This window comes from Mammaliicoccus sp. RAM2 (assembly GCF_045897195.1).
Lineage (GTDB): Bacteria > Bacillota > Bacilli > Staphylococcales > Staphylococcaceae > Mammaliicoccus > Mammaliicoccus sciuri.
Genome location: NZ_JBJNWI010000005.1, coordinates 213328 through 235000 on the forward strand (window position 1 = coordinate 213328; position 21673 = coordinate 235000).

At 32.7% G+C, this 21673-nt stretch carries 24 protein-coding genes; 8 read left to right on the forward strand and 16 right to left on the reverse strand.

Going from position 1 to position 21673, the window contains the following annotated elements; genetic code table 11:
- Window positions 1-40: 40 nt before the first annotated feature.
- Window positions 41-1186: a beta-aspartyl-peptidase gene (gene iadA, locus ACJTHF_RS09380; RefSeq protein WP_232157272.1), complete on the forward strand. Its 1146-nt coding sequence runs from the start codon at window positions 41-43 to the stop codon at window positions 1184-1186.
- Window positions 1187-1357: 171 nt separating this feature from the next.
- Here iadA and ACJTHF_RS09385 read toward each other — a convergent pair whose 3' ends face one another.
- Window positions 1358-1729: a winged helix-turn-helix transcriptional regulator gene (locus ACJTHF_RS09385; RefSeq protein WP_058591209.1), complete on the reverse strand. Its 372-nt coding sequence runs from the start codon at window positions 1727-1729 to the stop codon at window positions 1358-1360.
- A 119-nt stretch (window positions 1730-1848) separates the two neighbouring features.
- On the opposite strand from ACJTHF_RS09385, the gene ACJTHF_RS09390 reads away from it, so the two are divergent.
- Entirely contained in the window at window positions 1849-3039 is a 1191-nt protein-coding gene (locus ACJTHF_RS09390; RefSeq protein ID WP_078354980.1) for an MFS transporter, read from the forward strand.
- A gap of 71 nt (window positions 3040-3110) precedes the next feature.
- Here ACJTHF_RS09390 and ACJTHF_RS09395 read toward each other — a convergent pair whose 3' ends face one another.
- Window positions 3111-3827, reverse strand: coding sequence for a tyrosine-protein phosphatase (locus ACJTHF_RS09395; RefSeq protein WP_078354981.1), 717 nt, complete (start codon window positions 3825-3827; stop codon window positions 3111-3113).
- Window positions 3828-4011: 184 nt separating this feature from the next.
- Here ACJTHF_RS09395 and ACJTHF_RS09400 point away from each other — a divergent pair, with 184 nt between their 5' ends.
- Together ACJTHF_RS09400 and ACJTHF_RS09405 are read left to right on the forward strand one after the other, a co-directional pair.
- Window positions 4012-4614: a nitroreductase family protein gene (locus ACJTHF_RS09400; protein WP_048541221.1), complete on the forward strand. Its 603-nt coding sequence runs from the start codon at window positions 4012-4014 to the stop codon at window positions 4612-4614.
- 84 nt (window positions 4615-4698) lie between these two features.
- Window positions 4699-4881 carry a hypothetical protein gene (locus tag ACJTHF_RS09405; RefSeq protein WP_025906889.1) on the forward strand — a complete coding sequence of 61 codons (183 nt, stop codon included), beginning with the start codon at window positions 4699-4701 and terminating at the stop codon, window positions 4879-4881.
- Between the two features lie 274 nt (window positions 4882-5155).
- Here ACJTHF_RS09405 and ACJTHF_RS09410 read toward each other — a convergent pair whose 3' ends face one another.
- From ACJTHF_RS09410 to ACJTHF_RS09445, 8 genes are all read right to left on the reverse strand, one after another.
- Window positions 5156-5722, reverse strand: a complete 567-nt coding sequence (locus ACJTHF_RS09410; RefSeq protein ID WP_232157274.1) for a GNAT family N-acetyltransferase — start codon at window positions 5720-5722, stop codon at window positions 5156-5158.
- A 13-nt stretch (window positions 5723-5735) separates the two neighbouring features.
- Window positions 5736-6605 (reverse strand): ROK family protein, encoded by an 870-nt coding sequence (locus ACJTHF_RS09415; protein WP_048541228.1) that lies wholly within the window; start codon window positions 6603-6605, stop codon window positions 5736-5738.
- 69 nt (window positions 6606-6674) lie between these two features.
- Window positions 6675-7619 (reverse strand): magnesium/cobalt transporter CorA, encoded by a 945-nt coding sequence (corA, locus tag ACJTHF_RS09420; RefSeq protein WP_048541229.1) that lies wholly within the window; start codon window positions 7617-7619, stop codon window positions 6675-6677.
- 85 nt (window positions 7620-7704) lie between these two features.
- Window positions 7705-8547: a formyltetrahydrofolate deformylase gene (gene purU, locus ACJTHF_RS09425; RefSeq protein ID WP_048541231.1), complete on the reverse strand. Its 843-nt coding sequence runs from the start codon at window positions 8545-8547 to the stop codon at window positions 7705-7707.
- A gap of 118 nt (window positions 8548-8665) precedes the next feature.
- Window positions 8666-9526, reverse strand: coding sequence for an SDR family NAD(P)-dependent oxidoreductase (locus ACJTHF_RS09430; protein WP_048541233.1), 861 nt, complete (start codon window positions 9524-9526; stop codon window positions 8666-8668).
- 17 nt (window positions 9527-9543) lie between these two features.
- A complete protein-coding gene (locus tag ACJTHF_RS09435; RefSeq protein ID WP_058591213.1) occupies window positions 9544-9861 on the reverse strand; it encodes a PTS lactose/cellobiose transporter subunit IIA in 318 nt (105 codons plus the stop codon).
- Window positions 9862-9870: 9 nt separating this feature from the next.
- Window positions 9871-10173 (reverse strand): PTS sugar transporter subunit IIB, encoded by a 303-nt coding sequence (locus ACJTHF_RS09440; RefSeq protein ID WP_037589973.1) that lies wholly within the window; start codon window positions 10171-10173, stop codon window positions 9871-9873.
- A gap of 1 nt (window position 10174) precedes the next feature.
- The gene (locus ACJTHF_RS09445) at window positions 10175-11272 is read right to left on the reverse strand and encodes a DUF871 domain-containing protein (RefSeq protein ID WP_078354984.1); all 1098 of its coding nucleotides are present in this window, start codon (window positions 11270-11272) and stop codon (window positions 10175-10177) included.
- 112 nt (window positions 11273-11384) lie between these two features.
- Here ACJTHF_RS09445 and ACJTHF_RS09450 point away from each other — a divergent pair, with 112 nt between their 5' ends.
- Window positions 11385-12683, forward strand: coding sequence for a PTS sugar transporter subunit IIC (locus ACJTHF_RS09450; protein WP_106417435.1), 1299 nt, complete (start codon window positions 11385-11387; stop codon window positions 12681-12683).
- Between the two features lie 401 nt (window positions 12684-13084).
- On the opposite strand, the gene ACJTHF_RS09455 is transcribed toward ACJTHF_RS09450, so the two are convergent.
- Window positions 13085-13567, reverse strand: a complete 483-nt coding sequence (locus tag ACJTHF_RS09455; protein ID WP_049319952.1) for a DUF456 domain-containing protein — start codon at window positions 13565-13567, stop codon at window positions 13085-13087.
- An 11-nt stretch (window positions 13568-13578) separates the two neighbouring features.
- Window positions 13579-14790, reverse strand: a complete 1212-nt coding sequence (locus tag ACJTHF_RS09460; RefSeq protein ID WP_048541241.1) for a sugar efflux transporter — start codon at window positions 14788-14790, stop codon at window positions 13579-13581.
- 134 nt (window positions 14791-14924) lie between these two features.
- On the opposite strand from ACJTHF_RS09460, the gene ACJTHF_RS09465 reads away from it, so the two are divergent.
- A complete protein-coding gene (locus ACJTHF_RS09465; RefSeq protein ID WP_106417434.1) occupies window positions 14925-15572 on the forward strand; it encodes an MOSC domain-containing protein in 648 nt (215 codons plus the stop codon).
- A 54-nt stretch (window positions 15573-15626) separates the two neighbouring features.
- Here the strand turns inward: ACJTHF_RS09465 and ACJTHF_RS09470 are convergent, their stop codons facing one another.
- Window positions 15627-16502 (reverse strand): LysR family transcriptional regulator, encoded by an 876-nt coding sequence (locus ACJTHF_RS09470; protein WP_049319949.1) that lies wholly within the window; start codon window positions 16500-16502, stop codon window positions 15627-15629.
- A 162-nt stretch (window positions 16503-16664) separates the two neighbouring features.
- Between ACJTHF_RS09470 and ACJTHF_RS09475 the strand changes: the two genes are divergently transcribed.
- Window positions 16665-17486 carry an undecaprenyl-diphosphate phosphatase gene (locus ACJTHF_RS09475; RefSeq protein ID WP_048541246.1) on the forward strand — a complete coding sequence of 274 codons (822 nt, stop codon included), beginning with the start codon at window positions 16665-16667 and terminating at the stop codon, window positions 17484-17486.
- Between the two features lie 76 nt (window positions 17487-17562).
- Here ACJTHF_RS09475 and ACJTHF_RS09480 read toward each other — a convergent pair whose 3' ends face one another.
- The 3 genes from ACJTHF_RS09480 to ACJTHF_RS09490 all read right to left on the reverse strand — a co-directional run bounded on the left by ACJTHF_RS09480 (window position 17563) and on the right by ACJTHF_RS09490 (window position 20858).
- Window positions 17563-18102: a DUF402 domain-containing protein gene (locus ACJTHF_RS09480; RefSeq protein WP_106417433.1), complete on the reverse strand. Its 540-nt coding sequence runs from the start codon at window positions 18100-18102 to the stop codon at window positions 17563-17565.
- 203 nt (window positions 18103-18305) lie between these two features.
- Complete coding sequence (locus ACJTHF_RS09485) at window positions 18306-20198, reverse strand: DHA2 family efflux MFS transporter permease subunit (protein ID WP_048541248.1); 1893 nt, start codon at window positions 20196-20198, stop codon at window positions 18306-18308.
- A gap of 12 nt (window positions 20199-20210) precedes the next feature.
- Complete coding sequence (locus ACJTHF_RS09490; protein ID WP_025907364.1) at window positions 20211-20858, reverse strand: HlyD family secretion protein; 648 nt, start codon at window positions 20856-20858, stop codon at window positions 20211-20213.
- Between the two features lie 209 nt (window positions 20859-21067).
- Between ACJTHF_RS09490 and ACJTHF_RS09495 the strand changes: the two genes are divergently transcribed.
- A complete protein-coding gene (locus ACJTHF_RS09495) occupies window positions 21068-21619 on the forward strand; it encodes a TetR/AcrR family transcriptional regulator (RefSeq protein ID WP_048541250.1) in 552 nt (183 codons plus the stop codon).
- The last annotated feature ends 54 nt before the right edge of the window (window positions 21620-21673 follow it).

The window sequence follows — 21673 nt, forward strand, 5'->3', positions numbered from 1 at the left end:
TAAAATATATAGATAAAGAAAGCTTTAAAGGAGGATGCTGATGTTTACAATTATTAAAAATGGTGATTTATATTCACCAAACTATATGGGTCAGCAATCGATACTTATTCAAGGGCGATCTATTATTAAAATCGGAGATATAGATATTGAATTAATAAAGCAACTGGATCCAAACTTAAAGATCATCGATGCTACAGGATATACGGTTATGCCAGGGATTATAGACCCACATATTCACTTGCTCGGAGGTGGAGGTGAAGCGAGTTATGTGACAAGAACGCCAGAAGTTCAATTAACGCATTTAATATCAAATGGTATTACAAGCGTAGTTGGATTGATCGGTACAGATGGTATTTCTCGAACGCTAACGAGTTTATATGCAAAAGCTCAAGCATTAGAAGCTGAAGGTGTCTCTACATATATGTACACAGGTAATTATCACCTACCCGTTACTACAATTACAAACTCCATCAAAGAAGATTTATTTTTAATTGATAAAGTGATTGGCACTGGCGAGATAGCTATAAATGATTTCAGATCATCAATTCCAACAACTGAAGAGCTCTCAAGAATTGTGGCGGATACAACAGTTGGCGGTATGCTAAGTGGAAAAGCTGGTGTAACACATTTTCATATAGGTACAGGTAAACATAAATTGAAACAAATTCATGACCTAATCGAGCATTATGATGTTAAACCGAACAAACTATATGTTACACATTTTGATAAAGGTATAGATTTGTTAGAAGAAGGTATTTCATTAAGTCATAAAGGTGTGTATGTTGATTTAACAGCAAGTACAAATACCCTAGAATACGTCAATTATTACCGAGCACATGGAGGCGACATTTCGAAATTAACCGTTTCTTCAGATGGACATGGTAGTTTACCTAAATTCGATGAACACAATCAACTTGTAGGTTATGATGTTGCAAAATGCAGTACGCTAACTGACCAATTATTTAATTTATTGGTACAAGACTCGAACTGGGAAGAAGTAATTGCTTTATTTACTTCAAATGTCGTAAACGTATTAACACTACATCATAAAGGTCATATCGAAGAACAATATGATGCAGATATATTAATAATTGATGTGAAAAAGAAACGAATAAAAGATGTATTTGCAAAAGGAAAACATATGCTTTCAGATTATAAAATGATTAGAAAAGGTATGTTTGAATAAGATACAAAACAAGCAGGGACAATTTTGTCCCTGCTTGTTTACACTTCTTCCAAGTTTTGTAACTATGGGCGCTCTTAGTTACACTTCCACCGACTTTTGTTACTATGGGCGCTCTTAGTTACACTTCCACCGACTTTTGTTACTAACAGCTGCCTTATTTACACTTCCTACTTAAACACCATCTATAAATTCTATGGAATCAAGCTCTATTTGCTCGCCATCTTCTTTACGCTTTTTAATATGGAATTCTCCCCATTTACATAAGTGCTCTAGTAATTCATTTAATGTACTACCATATTCTGATATCTCGTATTCAACTTTTGGTGGTACTTGTTGATATACAATTCGATTAATAATGCCATCTTTTTCTAACTCTCTTAATTGTTGCGTTAACATTTTCTGTGTAATATGCGGAATAGCTTTTTTAAGTTCAGATGTTCGCATTGTCCCATGCTTTAAATGACACAGTATAACTGGCTTCCATTTACCGCCAATGACATCTATCGTTGCTTCTACACCAATATTATATTCCGTAACTTCCATCATGATTCCTCCCTAAGGCACTTTTTAGTACCTATATGACTTTAAAGTGCGTACTTCCTATTTATCTTATTACGTTTTAAAATATCACATATCTTATAATAAAGGAAGGAATTTAAAAATTGAAAAACAAATTTTCGAATCAACTCGCACTTATATCACTTGCTATCTCAGCTTTTGCTATTGGTTCTACGGAATTTATTAGCGTTGGGTTACTCCCATTAATTAAAGACGCCTTTGATGTGACGATTCCATTAGCAGGACTTACTGTATCTTTATATGCAATTGGTGTTACAGTTGGCGCACCTATCTTAACGCCTTTAACAAACAATATGAAAAGAAAGACTGTTTTGATACTCATTATGGTTGTGTTTATTATTGCTAATGTATTTGCAGGACTTGCAACATCATTTAGTTTATTACTAGCTATGAGAGTCCTCAGTGCTTTCTCACATGGTGTATTCATGTCTATTGCAACAACTATTGCAGCTGACTTAGTCCCTGCGCATAAACGTTCAAGTGCCATCGCCATGATGTTTACTGGATTAACAGTTGCAACGATTACAGGTGTACCATTTGGAACTTGGGTCGGTCAAAACTTCGGTTACGAAATGTCATTCTATACGATTGCTTTAATAGGACTCATTAGTTTAATCGCAAATATATCATTCGTTCCAAAAAATTTAACAGAATATGAGCAAGCACCTATTATTAAACAACTTGCTGTCTTTAAGAACAAACCACTTATGTCTATTTATTTAATTACAGCGCTTGGCTACGGTGGTACATTTGTTGTTTACACATATATGACTGAAATTTTAACGAATATTTTAGGGTTTGAAACAAATAGTATTGTTATTATTTTAATATTGTATGGTGTAATGGTTGCAATTGGTAATACATTAGGTGGAAAATTAACAAACCATGCGCCAACAAAATCATTAACGATTATTTTTCTATTACAAGCATTAACGTTATTACTTGTTGGATTTACGATGCATTTTCATGTCGTTGGTCTTATCAGTATATTATTAATGGGACTATTCGCATTTATGAATGTACCCGGCTTACAACTTATTGTCGTACTTTTTGCTGAACGTAATAGTAAAGAAACTGTCAATTTCGCTTCAAGTTTAAACATATCTGCATTTAACATAGGTATTACACTTGGATCTGTTATTGGTGGATTTATATTAAATCATTTAACATTATCTAGTACACCTTATTTCGCATTCATCATGGTGCTTGTAGCAAGTATCTTAATGTTTGTCGTCAACAAGCATGAAACAACTGAACCTTTACAAACAACTTAGTAATAATAAAAAAGCGAGAAATGTATGAGATATCAACTGGTACCTCATGCTTTTCTCGCTTTTTAAATACTTCATATTTCTTCATTTTTTAATATTTTTCGGGCATTCTCTTTCAATCGTATGACAGTCTCAATACCTTTTGTACGTTCTAAAAATTCATAAGCTTCTTTAATATGAAAGTTTCTATTAGATGTATTATGAGCATCGCTTCCGACAATATGAATCGCATCTTGTTCTAATAAATAATCAGCTACTCTTTTAGCATCTTCACCATATTTATGAACTAAAGAGCCTGCTGTAACTTGACATAATGCGCTTCTATCAATTAAATCAAATAAAATTTGCGGATCATCTTGAATAGGAATGATACGTTCTGGATGAGCTAATATCGGACGGTATCCTGCATTAAATAACTTTTCAAATGTTTGTTCAGCGAATTCTGGTATCGAGAAAAATGGAAACTCAATTAACACATATCTTGAACCTTCAGTAATAGGTAACAATTCACCAGATTCTAATCCTTCAAGTTCCTCACCAAACATATGAATCTCTTGGCTAGGATAAACTTTAATATCAATATGATGATCATTTAATATAGATTGTACTTCTTCAGTTCTACTTTTAACGATATCGGCATTATTTCTAAATCGATGTTTTATATAATGAGGTGTTGCAACTATATCTGTTATACCTATTTTCTCAGCTTCTCTTGCAAGTTCTAGCATACTTTCCTCATCTAATGGACCATCGTCTAATCCATATAATAAATGATTATGAATATCTATCATGTGCACCTCTCCTTTTGTCACGTATCTATAATCATACAACTTTATTCCCTTATTACTTATATTGTAACAAATAACTGTTTGTAAGCAGTATTAAAATGACTGATTTTTGTAAATAAGCAGAAAAGTTGTTTTTAAGACTATTTTATATGAACATAAAAATATCGACATATAAGGAGTGGGGAAAATGGAATTAGCAAAAGCATTAGAAAGAAGACGCTCTGTTAAATCTTATGAGCCATACGATTTAGATAGAGAAACAATTTATAATTTATTAGATCAAGCTGCATTATCACCTTCAGCTTGGAACTTACAACAATGGAAAGTAATCGTTGTTGATACAGATGAAGCAAAAGAAAAATTATATAACGCGGCTAATAAACAAATTAAAATAAAAGAATCTAGCGCGACATTTATTATTTTAGGTGACTTAAATGCACATGAAACAATTGGTGATATCGCAGATGATTGGATAGACCATAAACATATACCAGCTGATAAGAAATCAGGATTAATACAAAGTGTCCACCAATTCTTTGAAAGTGATTCAAACAGAAGAGACGAAGCAATACGTGGTGCTTCATTATTTGCGATGAGTTTAATGTTAGTCAGTGAAGATGCTGGACTTGCAACTTGCCCAATGATAGGCTTTGACAAACAAGCAGTAATTGATGCATTTAATATTGAAGATAACTTAGTACCAGCAATGCTTATCTCAATTGGTAAAGGTGAAATGAATAATGACAGAGCTTCACGTATACCAGCATCAGCATTTGCGAAATTCGAATAACGAATGTTCTAAATTTGTAAAAAACTCACCTCAATCATGTATGAAAAAGTATTATAATAAAAATAACAAAGTGAGGTGTTTAAAATGAACAAACGTTATCAAAAAGTTCTAGTACTTTACTTAATTTCAACGTTCGTGCCATATGCATTATTCAGTAGAAAAAATGATAGCACGTTAACTAAAACTTGGTTACCAAGTTCATTAGTAGGATACGGTATCTTTGCATATGGACTCAAAGTTTTAACAAAAATGAAAAAAGCAGCTTAAACATAAGCTGCTTTCCGATTATGAGCAACCTGAACTTATGTAAGTTCAGGTTGTTTTTTGTTTGGGGTGGATGGTGGTATGAATGGTGCGAAAGCCTTGGCTTTACTTGGTACTTAAGCCATGACTTGGACAATCTCTTGGCTTTACTCGGTACTTAAGCCAAGACTTAAACGATTTCTTGGCTTTATTCGGTACTTAAGCCATGACTTACACAATCTCTTGGCTTTATTCGGTACTTAAGACAAGACTCAATTCTTTAACCTACACCACACCACTACTTCTCACGATTTACCATTTCTGCATATTCTGCATCCGTTATGGCATAAATGACATCGTCTACTATTTTTTCTTTATGAATTCTATTTTTAGGCATGACCCCTATTTTCTTCATGCCGAGTCTTTTCATCACTTCGCCTGATTTAGGATTAATTGTACTGTGCATTGCTTTTACTTGATTAAGTCCTAATGTTTCAAATGATAGTGATAGCAATGCTAATCCCGCTTCTGTCATATAGCCATTACCTGTAAATTTTAAGTTAAGGGCATAACCGAGTTCTCCGCGTTTATGTTCTTGTTCAACTCTTAAATCGATTGTACCTATTAATTTATTTTCGGATTTTAATTCAATTCCATACTTTCCTAATGGTGCGTTCATATAATATCGAGCAATCACATTTTTAGTTTCTTCTATAGATGAGTGTGTTGGAAATACATGTGTTGTATTCTCAATATCAGATGCATATTCGAATAATGACTCAATATCATTCAAATTAATAGATCTTAAAATAAGTCTTTCTGTTTCTAATATTTGATTTTCTGCTAATTCGACTAATACATTCATACTTAACACCTACTTATGATTGATATTCGTTCAAAGCCAATGCTAAACAACCGATTATACCTTGGTCATCATTTAAACTTGGTGTAACAATATATGTTTCAACTGGTGGCACTGCAATATAATTGTTATTTAATAGTTCAAATTGCTCATGCACTTTTTTTAATAAATGTGTTTGATGCATTACACCACCACCAAAAATGATTTTTTCAGGAGATAACATTAATGCCGTATTAAGTGCTGCTTGAGCAATGTAATAAGCAACGATGTCCCAATCTTTATCATTTTCATGAATTTCTTTTGCAGAAATACCTGCTCTTTTTTCGATTGCTGGTCCTGACGCTAAACCTTCTAAACAATTACCGTGATATGGACAATTACCTTCAAAGTCTTGATCATCTTTATGAATTTTAATAGACATATGTCCCATTTCAGGATGACTTAATCCTTGTACAATTTTCCCTTTAACGATTGCACCGCCGCCGATACCTGTACCTACTGTATAGTAAACCGCTGAGTCAATATTTTTAGCGATTCCTTTTTGATACTCTCCATATAAAGAGGCATTTACATCTGTCGTAAATGCTACAGGTACATCGAAATGCTCTTGAACTGCACCTATAAAATCAAAATTCTGCCACGCAATTTTTGGTGTCGAAGTGATATATCCATATGTATCAGAATCTTTATTGATATCTATCGGTCCAAATGATCCTATACCTATACTACTAATTTGATATTGTTTAAAAAATTCTATAACTTTAGGTAATGTTTCTGATGGCTCAGTTGTTGGTATAGAGATGCGTTCTATTACATTTAAATCTTCATCACCAACTGCACATACAAATTTCGTTCCACCCGCTTCAATCGCTCCTAGAAGTTTCACTTATCTCACACTCTTTCCCATTTTATTTATTTTCATAAGTTATATTCAGAATCATAACGAAATTATTCATTAGAACCATCTCTTCTTCTTGAAGACGATTAACATAATAATTGCTATAACAGCCATAATAATAAGGACAATATAATAGCCTGAATGCCATTCGAGTTCAGGCATATTTGTAAAGTTCATCCCATAAATACCTGCAATTAATGTTAATGGCATAAACACAACAGAATAAATAGTTAATATTTTCATTATATTGTTCATCTTGAATGAATTCAAAGAAATATAATTATCTCGAATATCACTTGTCATTTCACGTGATGAATCTACCATTTCCATTTGTTTCATAAGATGGTCATTAATATGCGTAATATATAGAAATTGTTGTTCATTAAGATGCAACACTTTACCTTCACGCATTCTATATACTAAATCCTTCATTGGTTGAACAGTTCTTTTAATAATTAGCAACTCTTGTCTTAAATCAAATGTGTCATCAATTAACGTCTTTGTTGTAATATCTAAATTATGACGATCTTCGAAATTAAACACCTTGTCTTCAATGTCGTAAATAAACGGAAAATAGTTGTCTACAATATCATCTAGAATATTTAATAATATATCTTTAGGTTCATTTATTTCGATCGTTTCATTAAATAGTTTTCTTTTGATCGTATCGATTTCTTCATAACGTTCTCTATGGAATGTCACGATAAAATCATCACCAATAAAGATATCCACTTCTTCAGACTCTAAAGTCTTTAAATCTAATGCATGGAATACAATAAATTGATAATCGTCATATTGTTTAAACTTCGGTCTTTGTTGAACTTGTGTTGCATCTTCTACTGATAAAGGGTGAAAATCAAAATAATCAACTAATATTTCGGACTCTTCTTTAGTTGGTTCATTTAAATCAACCCATATCCATTTTTTCTCTTCTGAAATATCTTTAGGTGAATTCGTTTCCTTTATTTCATCCTTTAAATTGACATAATAAGTTTTAATCATCTTTTTCACACCATTTTCACTTTACTTTATTTCATATTATACAACTAAAAAAGCAGTGAGCAAATATACTCACTACTAAAAAAAGTTATGAAAATACGACTGTCTTATTACCATTTACGATAACTTTATGTTCACAATGCCATTGCACCGCTCTTGCTAATACTTGAGATTCAACATGTCTACCTGTATGCTTCATATCTTGTGCAGTATATCTATGATTAACTCTTACAACATCCTGCTCAATAATTGGTCCTGCATCTAAGTCTTCCGTAACATAATGACTTGTAGCCCCTATTAATTTAACACCTCTTGTATAGGCTTGTTTATAAGGGTTGGCACCAATAAATGACGGCAAGAATGAATGGTGAATGTTAATAATTTTCAAGTGATGTCTTTCAACAAATACTGGTGATAATATTTGCATGTATTTCGCAAGTACAAGTAAATCGACATTGTAACTTTCACAAATTCTTGTAATTTCATCTTCACTTTCACGCTTAGTTTCTTTAGTTACGCTGACATGATGAAAAGGAATACCCATATCCTCAACAAATTTGCGATTATTCTCGTGATTACTAATGACACAACTGATTTCAATCGGAAATTCTTGTCTATTCGCACGTAACATAATTTCACTTAACGCATGGTCTTCTTTAGACACAAGTAACGCTGTTTTCACTTTTTCTTCAGCATCAAAAATTTGAAAATTAATCTTTCTATTTGTTAGTTCATTCTCTAAAAGCGATTTAACTTCATCGTTTTTATCAAATTCTATACGTAAATATAAATGGTTTTCTTCTTCTTGAATGTCTGTATAGTGATCTAAATGAAATATATTTGAATTTGTATCTTTTATAATAGTGGATATTAATGACGTAATGCCAATTTCATCTTTACAATCAGCCAATAATATATAATGCTTACTCATGTGCCTCATCCTTTGATTAATTTTGGAAATATTCTTACAATATCAACTATTATAAAATTTAATTTAAAAGAAAACAATAAATTACATCATCAGTTTCAGATGTAAACGTATTCATATATTATTTTTCCCAATACATAAATTGGTCTAGTTGTAATGATGCTAACGTTTCACGAATTAATCTTTTGCGGTCATAGTAATTAAGTCCATGTGATTTGAGTTTTGTAATCTTTCCTTCTTGAACGTATTCACCTTTATACAAATTTTTATCCTTCGATACTTTAATCGTCGACTTAGCGCCTTCTTTAGGAGATATAAATAATGGATCAAATATTTTATAAACTAAGTTCCCAAATGTTTGATTATATTTTGTTTTTCCTAAATTAGTTGAAACAGCACCTGGATGTACTGCCGTAACATGTAAGCCATCTTTTGAAAATTTTTCATGTAATTCTTGCATAAAATATAAAGTCGCAAGCTTAGATCTTCCATAAGACTTAATCGGATTAAACCTTAAAGGATATTTAAAGTTTCGTCTTCCAAGATGTGCAAATAAATATGCGCCAGATGATACGATAATAATTTGTTTGTCATGACTATTCATAATTGAACCAAATAATATATGCGTTAGCATAAAGTGTCCTAAATAGTTCGTACCAAACATTAATTCGTAACCATCTACTGTTTTTTGTCTTGTTAATGACATGACGCCTGCATTATTGATAAGACAGTCGACAAAAGGATATCGTTCTAAAACAAGTGTCGCAGCTTTCATAACATTTGCTAAATCTGATAAATTACACTTAATGACATCTACTGTTATATGTTGATGTTCCGCTTCTAAAAGCTTTTTTAAGTCATTGCCTTTATCAACATTTCTACATAACAAAATAATAATGTCATAATCGTGTGCTAATTCAATAACGGTTGATTTTCCTATTCCTGAAGTTGGTCCAGTGATTGCTAGAATTCTATTCGACATTGTTTATCTCCTTATTTTTATTGCTTTTTCACATAATGTTGATGTACATAAATCAGTTCTTTAGCCATTTCTTTAATGACTTCAGTAGAAATAAGTTGATCTTCAGCATGGGACAATAACAAATTTAAAGGAACATGCTCACCTGAAGCTTCTGATTGAATCAGGTCCTTATGCACTTTATGTCCTTCAACTAAAAATTGATTACCTTCAGAAACTAAGTTCTCAGATGTTTCAAAATTGCCTTCTTTTGCTTCTTGAATTGCTTGCATATAATTACTTTTTGCCATTCCTACATTTGTAATAATTTGAAAAGCAATTTGTTCATATTTTTCCATATTCTCACCTTATTCCATTAAGCTTTCGGCATGTTTCAATACACCTTCTCCATCCATCATGCCATATTGTTGCATATCAATAACGTCTACTGGTACTTTACCATTTGCTACTTTTTCTACTTGTGCTTTTTGAAATCTTACTTGTGGTCCTAGTAGAATAACATCTACTTCATCAACTTTTGTTTCTGCTTCTGATAAAGCTAACGCCTCAACTTCATAATCTTTACCTTCTTTATTTGCAGTATCTTGCATTTTTTTAACTAACATACTTGTAGACATACCCGCTGAGCAAACTAATAATATTTTTTTCATGTTAATCTTTCTCCTTTATATTAAATTTAAAATGTGCCCAAGGTTTTAAATAGTTGAGCAGTGGTAAATCATGTGGCTCAATTCTGCCAATCACATTGACTTTCCCAGTATTGAGCATTGGCTTTAATGCAATTTGTAATTCACCTTTATATTGACCATATTCTTCATTGTCTATTAATATGTCGCCTCGTTTAATAGCAACTGTATGATGTGCTGGAAATGGTTCATTTTTATATTTCACACGACTTTGTGTTGAACGAATCATATACTCACTGACATCACCTCTATAAAAATGTGGCTCTTCGATTGCAATTTTCTTCTCTAAGTCAGAAATTTCATCAAATAATTTTGCATCAAATGTAATCGGTTCATCTTTCAAATGACTCAAAATCTCTAATTCCGCTTCAGACGGGTAACAATTGCTGATAATGACATCATCTATCAACCCTGTAGCCCATAAATGTTGCGCTTGAGTCGTTACTGGTAAACCTCTATGATCTTCTAAAGTAGGCAAACCTTCAGTAACAGGCCATGGTCCAAAGTCACCTACTTTACTTGAAACAAATGCTGCTGTTCTTAAACCATATTTTTTGAATTTTTTACTACCTTCTAAAAAGAATGCTTCTGATATTCCTGCATATCGATGCGGATAAAAATTATGACATCCAACTAAACAAGCGCGATTCGGCTCAAAATCCATCACATTATCAATATAATGATTCATCACACTCATATTCAGTTCAATCTTAATGCCATAAGGATTATAGGTCATGTCACTTGTTTCTTTCGCTCCTACACCTTCATCAAGTCTAATACCGTCTACACCTAACTCATTGAAAAAAGATAAATCATTTGGTTCAATGCCTAGTACTTTAAATGTGCGAGGTGCCACATCTATAAAAATTTCAAAGTTTAAATTTTTAGCATAACGAATTGTTTTTTCAATTATAGGTAACAATGTCGCTTTATTTTCATCAGTAAGTTGCAATAAATTTGTAAATATTCTCGTATAACCGTACTGATGAGCTTTTTCGATATATTGAACATCTTCATCTTCATTTGATTTTCCTGGATATAAAGAAATTCCTAACCGTTTCATCAAACTTCACTTCCATTCGCAATATATTTCTTTTTTTATAATTTTGAATAATTTATCTATTTAGTTTATACTATAACAAAATTGAAGCGCTTACAAATGAAGGGGGATTTTTATGAATAACTTTGCTACATGGATAGAAGGCAAACTTTCAGGTCCAATGACAAAGCTTTCTAACCAGCGTCATTTACTCGCCATTCGTGACGGGGTCATTTCAGCACTTCCATTTATTATATTCGGCTCATTTTTCCTAATATTTGCGACACCACCGTTGCCTGAATCTTGGGCAATTACTCAGTGGGCAACAGAACATGCTGAGCAAATTTTAATTCCATATAGAATGACGATGTTTATCATGAGTTTGTATATTGTGTTTGGTATAGGTTACAATCTCGCCAAATCCTATGACTTAGATCCATTGTCAGCAGCACAACTTTCCACTGCTGCATTCTTATTAACAATCGCACCAACTATGGATAAAAAATTAGGTTTCGTATTACCAATGACCAATTTAGGCGGTCATGGTCTATTTGTTGCAATGTTTGTTGCAATCTTCTCAGTAGAAATATATCGATTATGTAAAAATAAAAATATTACGATCAAGATGCCACCTCAAGTACCGCCATCAGTAAGTCGCTCATTTGAATCTTTAATCCCAGTAGTTTTTGTACTCGGTGCAATGAGTATCATTACAGTAGTGTTCCAACTTGATTTACATACACTCGTTGATAAAATCGTAGGTCCACTCGTCTTTGCAGGAGATACATTACCTGGTGTACTAGTACCTGTATTCTTAACAACTTTCTTCTGGGCATTTGGTATTCATGGTATGTCGATTGTCGGGACAATCGAACGTCCTTTATGGGAAGTTTATTTAGCTAAAAATGCCGAAGCACATGCTGCTGGAGAACCATTACCACATATAGCACCAGAAACATTTTTCCAATGGTTTGTTTGGATAGGCGGCGCAGGTGCTACATTAGGACTTGTCATTTGTATATTATTATTTGCAAAATCTCAGTTCTTGAAGAAATTCGGTAAAGCCGTATCAATACCATCATTATTTAATATTAATGAACCAGTAATTTTTGGATTGCCAATCGTATTAAACCCAATCATGGTTATTCCATTTATTATCATTCCGTTAGTATTAACCATTATAACCTACTTAGCAACATTGTTAGGACTCGTAAATGCCACAAGCGTAATGGCACCTTGGACATTACCAGCTCCAATCGGTGCATACTTAGCAACAGGTGGCGATTGGCGAGCAATCGTACTCGTACTATTTAATATCGCCGTATCAGTCATAATATATTTCCCATTCTTCAAAATGTACGACCGTAAAATGGTCTTAGAAGAAAGCGGCGAATCAAAAGAACAAATCGAACAAGATATGAAAGAAGGCAAATAGTAGGAAAAGAGGAATCCTCAGGGACACAGTTTCATATGTCCCTGAGGGTTTTTATTGTGATATGTGGGAAATGTCACGCCTTAATTTAGGTATTAAGACGAAATGTGCGGAATCTCTTGGCTTAAGTTGGATATTAAGCCATGACTTGGACGATCTCTTGGCTTAAGTCAGTAGTTAAGCAAAGACATGGATGAGTTCTCGTGTGCTTACTTCTCCTTTAACTCACATCTTTCCACATCCATATTCAACAACACTCTGCACCATACCCAATACACCTTCGCCCCCATAGGTCCATACTCAACAAACCTCCACACACAAAAACAAACCCTTACCCCCATATTCCTCATTCCACAAAAAAGCCTGATACAGCTATTGAACTGTACCAGGCCATCCCTACTATATTAAATAATAATATCAATAAAGAACCATATGATCATGACTACCATAATCAATGCTTTTGCTATTGAGCTTGTTAAGAATCCAAGTAATGATCCTACACTTGCATTTGTTGCAGCTGCGATATCACCTTTTTGAATAATTTCTGTTACAAATACTAATACAAATGGAACGATTATGATTCCAAATGGAGGAAATACGAAACAACCGATGATGACACCGACTGCTGCCATTGTCTCTCCTAATTTAGAACCACCAAATTTCTTAACGAAATAACTATTCATAATAATATCTGACAAGATCATAAATATTGTAAATACAATCATTACTACCCAAAATATCCAAGACAATTTGCTTGAATCAATTGCAAAGTGATAAATGAAGTACCCTATCCATATAAATAATACGGATGGAATAATAGGTTTCACTAATCCTATAAATGCAATTACAAACATTAAAATAATTAATATCCAACTTATTGCTGTCATTTTGATATCTCCTAACTTACTTTAGTTTCGTTATGTGTCGTATGTTCTACTGTGAATATAAGTAATACAAATGCTACTGCTATTGATAAACTTGAAACAAAGAATACATTGCCTAGTCCAACTATATCACTCATAATACCACCTAATAAATTTCCACCTAACTGCCCGATGACCATTGCATTGGCAAACAATGTCGATGCGTATCCAGGAAATTCTGGTAAAATATCTTGAAAATAACTAATACCTAAGCCTAGTAAAATAGCTAAGAAAAATGCTAACGCTAGTTGTCCTATTAACATTGCTACGAAACTATCAAACACCCCGATGCTAAAGTAATAACCGAATCCAAAAATAGAACCAACCATTAATAATGTTTTTGTTTTGAACTTACTTGCAATAATACCAAGTATAATCATAAACGGAACTTCTAATCCCGCACATAAACTTGCTAAATATCCGACATGTGATTCATTATCTTTAAGATATTCTGTTACATATAATGGCATATTCAGCGTATACATCCACTGACCAACATGTAACAAAATGAATGCTAAGAATGGTATTAATAATGTCGGTTCTTTCATTAAGTTTGGTGCTTTCTTTTCTGTAAAATTACCGATAGCATTTTTAATAACTTTTTTCGGTTCTTTATAAAATATAATTAATAATACTAAAACTGTTAAAAATAGTGCCACCGTTCCACCAAACAATCCATCATATCCAAAGGTACTTAACAATACTGTACCAATTAAAGGACCAAATAAAAATCCTAATGAAAATGTAGAACGTAGAACTGTATTAGCAAATATACTTCTATCTTTATAAGCTGATTCATTAATTGATTCACGTGCTGAGGCATACATTTGAGGCATTGCTGGTGCAGCTAAACCTTGGAACATTGCGTAAAGTGCAATAAACACCCAAATTGTATGTATGTAGAAATAAATGGAGAAACATAATGCACCCATAATAAGAGCGGTAATGATAAGATATTTACGATTAATTTTGCCACTATCTGAAAATCTAGCAACAATAGAGTTCACTGTAAATGAAGCTCCTGCTGCAAGCGCCATTAACAACCCATATTGTCCTTTCGTCATGCCTAAATGTTGCGTCGCATACAACACTAGAAATGGAACAGTAATCGCAACTGCCATACCAAGTAAACCCATATTTGCAGTAAAGAGTTTATAATTTTTTATTTGAAATAATTTCAAAAACATGAATTCACAACTTCCTATATTTTATTATATGCTTGTACTTTAAAGCTTATCCTCTGCTACGTCAATGCTTTATTGCTATAATTCACATTAACCGGTAAAATCATTATTAAATATTGAAAAAAGGAGTCATTCTAGTGAATTACAAAGTAGATTATATATCAGTCGGAAAAATTGCTAACATCACATTTAGGGATCAAAAATCTAAAAAAACTGCCATTTTCAAAGAACCTTTTAAAGATAAAATGTACTTAACACATACAGGCTTTGTTGAAGACGAACAGCAATACAAAGGACACGGCGGACCTGAAAAAGCACTCTGTTTTTACAGCAAAGATAACTACGCATATTGGGATGACATTATTGATTTGTTACCAAAATATGCAATTTTCGGCGAGAATATAACCGTTTCAGGTTTAACAGAAGAAGATTTAAACATTGGTGACACTTACGAACTTGGTGAAGCGATCATTCAAGTTTCATGTCCAAGACAACCTTGCGCTACAATCGCACAACGATATGGCATTAAAGATTTAGTTAAACGCATGGCTGATAGTTATAGAACAGGCTGTTACTTCAGAGTATTAAAAGAAGGATACGTTTCACAGAATGACAATATGAGATTAATTGAGCAAACTGAGCCTAAACTATCGATTTATGAATTGAATGAAACACGATTTAATGATAGTAAAAATCTACAACGTATCGACAATATTTTAAATCACGAAGCGATTAATGATGAAACCCGCGAAATATTTACTAAGTTAAGAAAGCGTCTGTCATAGAAATCAATATAACAAAAGCAGAAAAGCAATCCATACAGATTGCTTTTCTGCTTTTTATTTTTTTCCTATCTCAAGTTGATTAATATAGTTCTTTAAGACTTCTATGAATGATTTCACTTGTGGTAATTGTAATACGTTATGTTCATAACATATATATGTAGATCTTGTCAGTGGTTTACGCATGACATTTAATTTCTTGATTTCAAATTTATCTGTATCGATATCACCTATAACGAGTTCAGGTAAGACTGTTACACCTACACCATTTAATAATAATGCTTTACATGTAGCGATTTGATCGACTTTAATCAGTGCATGGTATTCTTGTTGTAAGTAATCTGTATACCATTCTTCTATTTGTTTTAAGTAAATAGGTTCTGCTTGAAACTCGATCATTGGTAAAAGGTGTAGATCTTGTTTTCTATTTTTAGGATATATAAAGTAATGCTGCTCATTAAGTAGGAGATCATTTTGAACATTCATAACTTCGTTGCCTCTTACGACCATGATGTGAAAGTCATTCTGATATTGTTTAATGTGTTCACTTGAACCAATTTGTAATTGTATATCCACATTAGGATATAAGTGCGTGTATTCTCCTAATACTTGTGGGAGAATGGTCTGTCCAATTAATGAAGATACCCCTATTGAAATGCTACCATTTACTTCGCCTATTTTAGAACTGATTTTATCTAATAATAAACGTTCTTCTTTTAACATTTTTCGAGCGTGCTCAATGACTAGTGAACCTTCATTTGTTGTAATAAGTTGCTTCTTTGTTCTTATAAAAATATCTATACCGAAAAAGTTTTCAATTGTTTTTAACCTTTGACTTACTGCCGGCTGAGATATATATAGAATGTCTGCTGCCTTCCTTAATGTCTTTACGTCTTCTAATGTTACCAGTAACTTATAATCGTCTACTTTCAATTGACACACACTCCTTACTTTCATTATATTATAACACGATTTGCCTACACGACCACGCCTACAACTTTAGACCGAAATATAAATTTTTTTATTTCATAAATTGAAAGTCGATTCATAATTCGTTATAGTTGACCATGTACATTAAATAGGAAGGATCATATCATGCTTATTATAGAAATTATTAAATATGTTTTTCTTGGGTTACTTCAAGGTATAACTGAACCAATTCCGGTTTCTTCAAGTGGACACCTTGTGATGGCACAAGAATTTTTAGGATTACATACGGACGGTTTAACATTTGAAATTGTTGTGAATACCGCTTCATTAATTGCCGTGCTTATCTTATTTAGAAAAGATATTATCACGCTTATTGTTGATACACTTAAATATATTAAAGGTGACCGTACCGAATCTATTAAGAAAAATTTCCAACTTGCTATGTACTTAGTCATTGCAACGATTCCTGCAGGTGTTCTAGGTATTATCTTTAAAGATATTATTGGAGATACTAAAAGTGTGATTATGGTAGGTATCATGCTTATCGTCACTGGTATCGCATTGTGGTTTATTAAGAATAAACGTGGACAAAAGCTTGAAAAAGATTTGTCACTTAAAGATGCTATTATCGTAGGTCTATTTCAAGCAGTTGCCTTAATACCTGGACTAAGTCGAAGTGGTGCAACGATTGTTGGTGCATTAGGTGTAGGTATGAACCAAAAAACAGCATTTAAATTCTCATTCTTACTATATATCCCGGTAAGTTTAGGTACAGCTTTACTTGGTATTAAAGATATTGTTGAAACACCACCCGATACATCATTGATGATTTCATATGTATTTGCATTTATTGCATCTCTTGTAGCAAGTTATTTCTCTCTAAAATGGTTACAAGGCATTATGGAACGTGGTCAATTAGGTATCTTTAGTAAATATTGTTTCATCGTAGGACCATTAGCAATTATACTAGCGCTAATCTTCTTATAATAAAAAAACGAGGAATTCCAACTTTAAAGGGATTCCTCGTTTTTATATAGAAATATGCCATAACATTGTGGTTAAATCACTTCGCATTCATAATTTCGTGAAAACAATATCTGATTTTCTTTTCAATTCCTTTGAAATCCGTCTCTAATTTAAACATAATTTCATGAGCTGTAACATATGCCTTATGGAATTGGGCTTTGGATATTTTCTTCTCTTTAAGCATTCTTTCTAAATCATCTTCATCAACAAGTTCATATTCACCCGACTTCGGTATCACTAAAACATCAAGACATAAATCTAATGTTCTAGCATTTCCAAGTTGTGTGATATTCCTCAAATTCACATCAAAATAGTATTGTACTGGTTTATTTTGTTTATCGTACATTACAGTAATACTATATGGCTTCTTTTCAGGTAAGATTTGCATCCACTTATATCCATTATCCGCAACTGTAATTTCCCTGCCGACCACATTTACTTGTAAGGGCTCTTTTACTTGTACCATTGTTACTAATCCTACAAGCCCATGAAAATGATTGGTGTCCAATACAACTTCTTTATATTCGCGATTAAGGAGACGTCGCCAATGACGTTTGTCAATATACTTAACTTTCATAAGTTACCAACTCCTTTTTTACATTATATAAAAAACCATGTCTAATTCAAAGCATTCAATATAGAATTTCATAAATTAAATTACTATTCTAAAAAAACACTACAAGAAACAGTGCTGTTTCTTGTAGTGTTTAAACAATTAAACATTAATATATAATTTAAAAATACAAAATGAATTTATATTTTTATATCTAGGAGTCGTTACTATTCTTTTGATAAATAATGAGATTTACCTTTTAAGAATAAACTTAAAATTAAAGCAATCACACTGAATAAAGTTGCAATCCAGAATGCATCGTTAATACCTTGAACTGTAGCCAGTTTGTTGAAGAATGTAAATAGTGCAGTTGTACCTGCTTCTTCTCCACCAACAGATTCTGATAAAGCTTTAATTTGTTCTTGTATCATAGGATTTGTTGAATCCATATTATCTGACATATTTGCCAAATGTGTTGTCGTATTTTGAGTCATAACTGTAACTAGAATGGCTGTACCGATTGACCCTGCTAATTGCCTTACAGTATTACTAATTGCATTACCATGCGGAATTAATCGTTGTGGTAATGAATTCATTCCTGCTGTCATAATTGGCATCATGATGAAACTCATACCAAATGAACGGACAATATAAATAACAAGTATTGTTGTATATGGTGTATCCATATTTAACTGTGTCAATTCCCAAGTAGCAAATGTCATAATTGTTAAACCAATTAAAGCGAGTGGTTTAATACCAAATGAATCTAACATTTTACCAGCTATAGGACCCATGAAGCCCATTATAAGTGAACCTGGTAATAGTAATAACCCTGAATCTAGTGGTGTGAAACCACGTAAGTTCTGTAGGTAGATTGGTAATAAAATCATACCACCGAATAAACTCATTGTTACGATAACGTTAATGATTGTAGTCAATGTAAAGCCTGAATATTTTAATGCTGACATATCAAGCATTGGATTTTTCATTCTGACTTCACGAATAACAAATAATGCTGTAAAGATTACACCGATAATCAATGATAATGAAACTGTTAAAGAAGTCCATCCATCGTTACCCGCTTCACTAAATCCATAAAGCAATAATCCAAATCCTAAAGTACTAAAGATAATACCTTGAACGTCTGGTTTTGGATTAGATGTTTTTTGATAGATTCTAAACCAGAAGAAACTAATAAATATTGCCACTAAACCAATCGCAAACATACCATAGAACATGATGTTCCAATGATAATTTTGGACAATCCAACCTGATAATGTTGGTCCAATTGCTGGCGCTAGAATAAACGCAATACCTAAAGTACCCATTGCCGCACCACGTTTTTCTGGTGGGAATATTGTCATAAATACATTTGAACCTAATGGCATTAACACACCTGCACCAACTGCTTGGATAACACGGCCTGTCATCATCATTGGGAAGTTAAATGATAGCGCACATATAATTGATCCAATCGTAAACAGCGTCATTGCTATAAGAAATAGTCTTCTGTATGAATATTTACTTATTAGAAATGCACTGATTGGTATTAGAATACCATTCACTAACATAAATCCTGTCATTAACCACTGTCCTGTAGACGCTGAAATACTAAACTCATTGTTAATAACCGGTAAAGCAACATTTAATAATGTTTGGTTTAAAATAGCTATAAACATACCAAACATCATCGCAACTAAAATTTTGTTTCTTGAAATACCTTTGCCATATACGAAATTGACATGATGTTTTTTAATTTGTTCATTAATTGGTTCGTCTTCGTTTAATTCCATACCACGATCAGATAATTCAGTATGCTCATGTGATTCATCTGAATCTTTATCCTGACCTTCAGAAGACATATTGTTTGAAGTCGTTTCATTCATCTCCGAGTCAGATGACTTACGTTCAGCTTCCATTTTCTCAATATTTGAACGTACTATTTGATGATCAACATCATCATCTTTTGATTTCAATTGTGTTTCTTTATTCTCTGTTGTTTCATCAGTTACTTGCTTAGAAACTGATTTACTTTTTTTGCGTTTTAAAACAAATGCATTAATTCCAATCCATAATAGGATTGCTACAATTATATAAGCCACCGTAAAGGTTGATGTCATAATACACCCTCCTTAATTCTTGTGGATTCGAACTTCAACATTCATTCCTGGAACAACATTTGTTGATGGCTTAGAATCAAATGTGATTTTCACTGGAACAACTTGTGTCACCTTTGTATAGTTTCCATTACTATTTGATGAAGGCATCAATGAGAAACTTGATGCAGTTGCTAATCCAACTTGAGACACTTTACCTTTAACACTAGCTTCTTGTCCGTCGATATACACGTCAACAGCTTGTCCTTTTTCAACATCTTCTACATCTGTATCGTCAATGTTTGCTGTTACATATAAATCATCAAAGTTATATGCATATGCAATTGGTGATCCAGCTTGAACTAAACTGTTTTCTGTTGCAGAAGTTTTTACGATTGTACTTTTAGATGGTGCTTTAATGTCCATTTCTTGAGACTGTCCATCTTCACCTTTACCAGCTACTTCTCCGATTTTGTCGCCTTTGTCATAAGTTTTACCTTCTTTAGCGTCGAAGCTTGTTAAGTTACCTGATACTGGGCTAGCAATTTTGATTTGCTCACCGTCAACTTTTGCATTTTCTGTTTTTACATAATCTGTTGCTTCACTATAATAATGGAATCCTACTAGACCGATAGCCACTAAAATTACTATAGTGATAACATTTACAAGCACTATTTTTTTCATTACTTTATTTCCTCCAAATTTCAATGATTTATTCATTATACGGCTCTAGAATGATGATTTAAACCAACAAATTAAATAAGTTTGTCGGGTTAAGATGGCGGAAAAATCAGATAATTATTCATAATATCTACATATTTAAATGGTATATGAATGTATCTTTGAACGGCTTTTTGTTAAAATATTAGGTATGTATTTATTCGAGGTGACCTATGAAAAAACATGCGAGACAACTAATCATAAGTAATATGGTTTACTTATTAGAACATTATCATTTTGATGAAATCACAATAAAAATGTTATGTGCAGAATGTGGTATCAATCGTTCAACATTTTACGCACATTTTAAAGATAAATATGAAACGTATGAAGAAATTAAACAGTTTCATATGACGAACTATGAAACATTAATGGATAATATAGAGCGATCTATTCTTGAAACCCCTGATAAAAGAAGAAAGTATGTTAAACAGTACTTTACGAATGTCTTTTACTACATATCAAGACATCAGAGATTTTTCACAAGCGTCTTCGTTGTCCATCCAGAAAAAGAACTCATCATCAGTTTTATCAAACTTATTAAATTAAGATTTGAAAAATTGATTACACAAATAGGTACACTTCAAGACGTCAATTTCTTCCTAGACTATACAGTCGGTGGTCAAATCGCTACCATTTATAGTTGGCTAAAAAACGGCTGTGTAGAGAAACCAGAAAAAATGGCAGATATTATGTATCGGAACATTATTAAGATTAATAGATAATGGTGCAATCTCTCTGTCTTCGTGCGTTATACCCTTATTTTGTGCCTTAGCGCA

Excerpts from the sequence above, each read along its gene's own strand:
- ACJTHF_RS09410 (WP_232157274.1), bottom strand. The coding sequence starts at position 5,722 with ATGAATGTATTAGTCGAATTAGCAGAAAATCAAATATTAGAAACAGAA.
- purU (WP_048541231.1), bottom strand. The coding sequence starts at position 8,547 with ATGAGTAAGCATTATATATTATTGGCTGATTGTAAAGATGAAATTGGC.
- ACJTHF_RS09495 (WP_048541250.1), top strand. The coding sequence starts at position 21,068 with ATGAAAAAACATGCGAGACAACTAATCATAAGTAATATGGTTTACTTA.
- corA (WP_048541229.1), bottom strand. The coding sequence starts at position 7,619 with ATGATTAAAACTTATTATGTCAATTTAAAGGATGAAATAAAGGAAACG.
- ACJTHF_RS09395 (WP_078354981.1), bottom strand. The coding sequence starts at position 3,827 with ATGATAGATATTCATAATCATTTATTATATGGATTAGACGATGGTCCA.
- ACJTHF_RS09435 (WP_058591213.1), bottom strand. The coding sequence starts at position 9,861 with ATGGAAAAATATGAACAAATTGCTTTTCAAATTATTACAAATGTAGGA.
- iadA (WP_232157272.1), top strand. The coding sequence starts at position 41 with ATGTTTACAATTATTAAAAATGGTGATTTATATTCACCAAACTATATG.
- ACJTHF_RS09460 (WP_048541241.1), bottom strand. The coding sequence starts at position 14,790 with ATGTTTTTGAAATTATTTCAAATAAAAAATTATAAACTCTTTACTGCA.
- ACJTHF_RS09450 (WP_106417435.1), top strand. The coding sequence starts at position 11,385 with ATGAATAACTTTGCTACATGGATAGAAGGCAAACTTTCAGGTCCAATG.
- ACJTHF_RS09455 (WP_049319952.1), bottom strand. The coding sequence starts at position 13,567 with ATGACAGCAATAAGTTGGATATTAATTATTTTAATGTTTGTAATTGCA.
- ACJTHF_RS09475 (WP_048541246.1), top strand. The coding sequence starts at position 16,665 with ATGCTTATTATAGAAATTATTAAATATGTTTTTCTTGGGTTACTTCAA.
- ACJTHF_RS09430 (WP_048541233.1), bottom strand. The coding sequence starts at position 9,526 with ATGTCGAATAGAATTCTAGCAATCACTGGACCAACTTCAGGAATAGGA.
- ACJTHF_RS09440 (WP_037589973.1), bottom strand. The coding sequence starts at position 10,173 with ATGAAAAAAATATTATTAGTTTGCTCAGCGGGTATGTCTACAAGTATG.
- ACJTHF_RS09400 (WP_048541221.1), top strand. The coding sequence starts at position 4,012 with ATGGAATTAGCAAAAGCATTAGAAAGAAGACGCTCTGTTAAATCTTAT.
- ACJTHF_RS09485 (WP_048541248.1), bottom strand. The coding sequence starts at position 20,198 with ATGACATCAACCTTTACGGTGGCTTATATAATTGTAGCAATCCTATTA.
- ACJTHF_RS09445 (WP_078354984.1), bottom strand. The coding sequence starts at position 11,272 with ATGAAACGGTTAGGAATTTCTTTATATCCAGGAAAATCAAATGAAGAT.
- ACJTHF_RS09480 (WP_106417433.1), bottom strand. The coding sequence starts at position 18,102 with ATGAAAGTTAAGTATATTGACAAACGTCATTGGCGACGTCTCCTTAAT.
- ACJTHF_RS09490 (WP_025907364.1), bottom strand. The coding sequence starts at position 20,858 with ATGAAAAAAATAGTGCTTGTAAATGTTATCACTATAGTAATTTTAGTG.
- ACJTHF_RS09405 (WP_025906889.1), top strand. The coding sequence starts at position 4,699 with ATGAACAAACGTTATCAAAAAGTTCTAGTACTTTACTTAATTTCAACG.
- ACJTHF_RS09385 (WP_058591209.1), bottom strand. The coding sequence starts at position 1,729 with ATGGAAGTTACGGAATATAATATTGGTGTAGAAGCAACGATAGATGTC.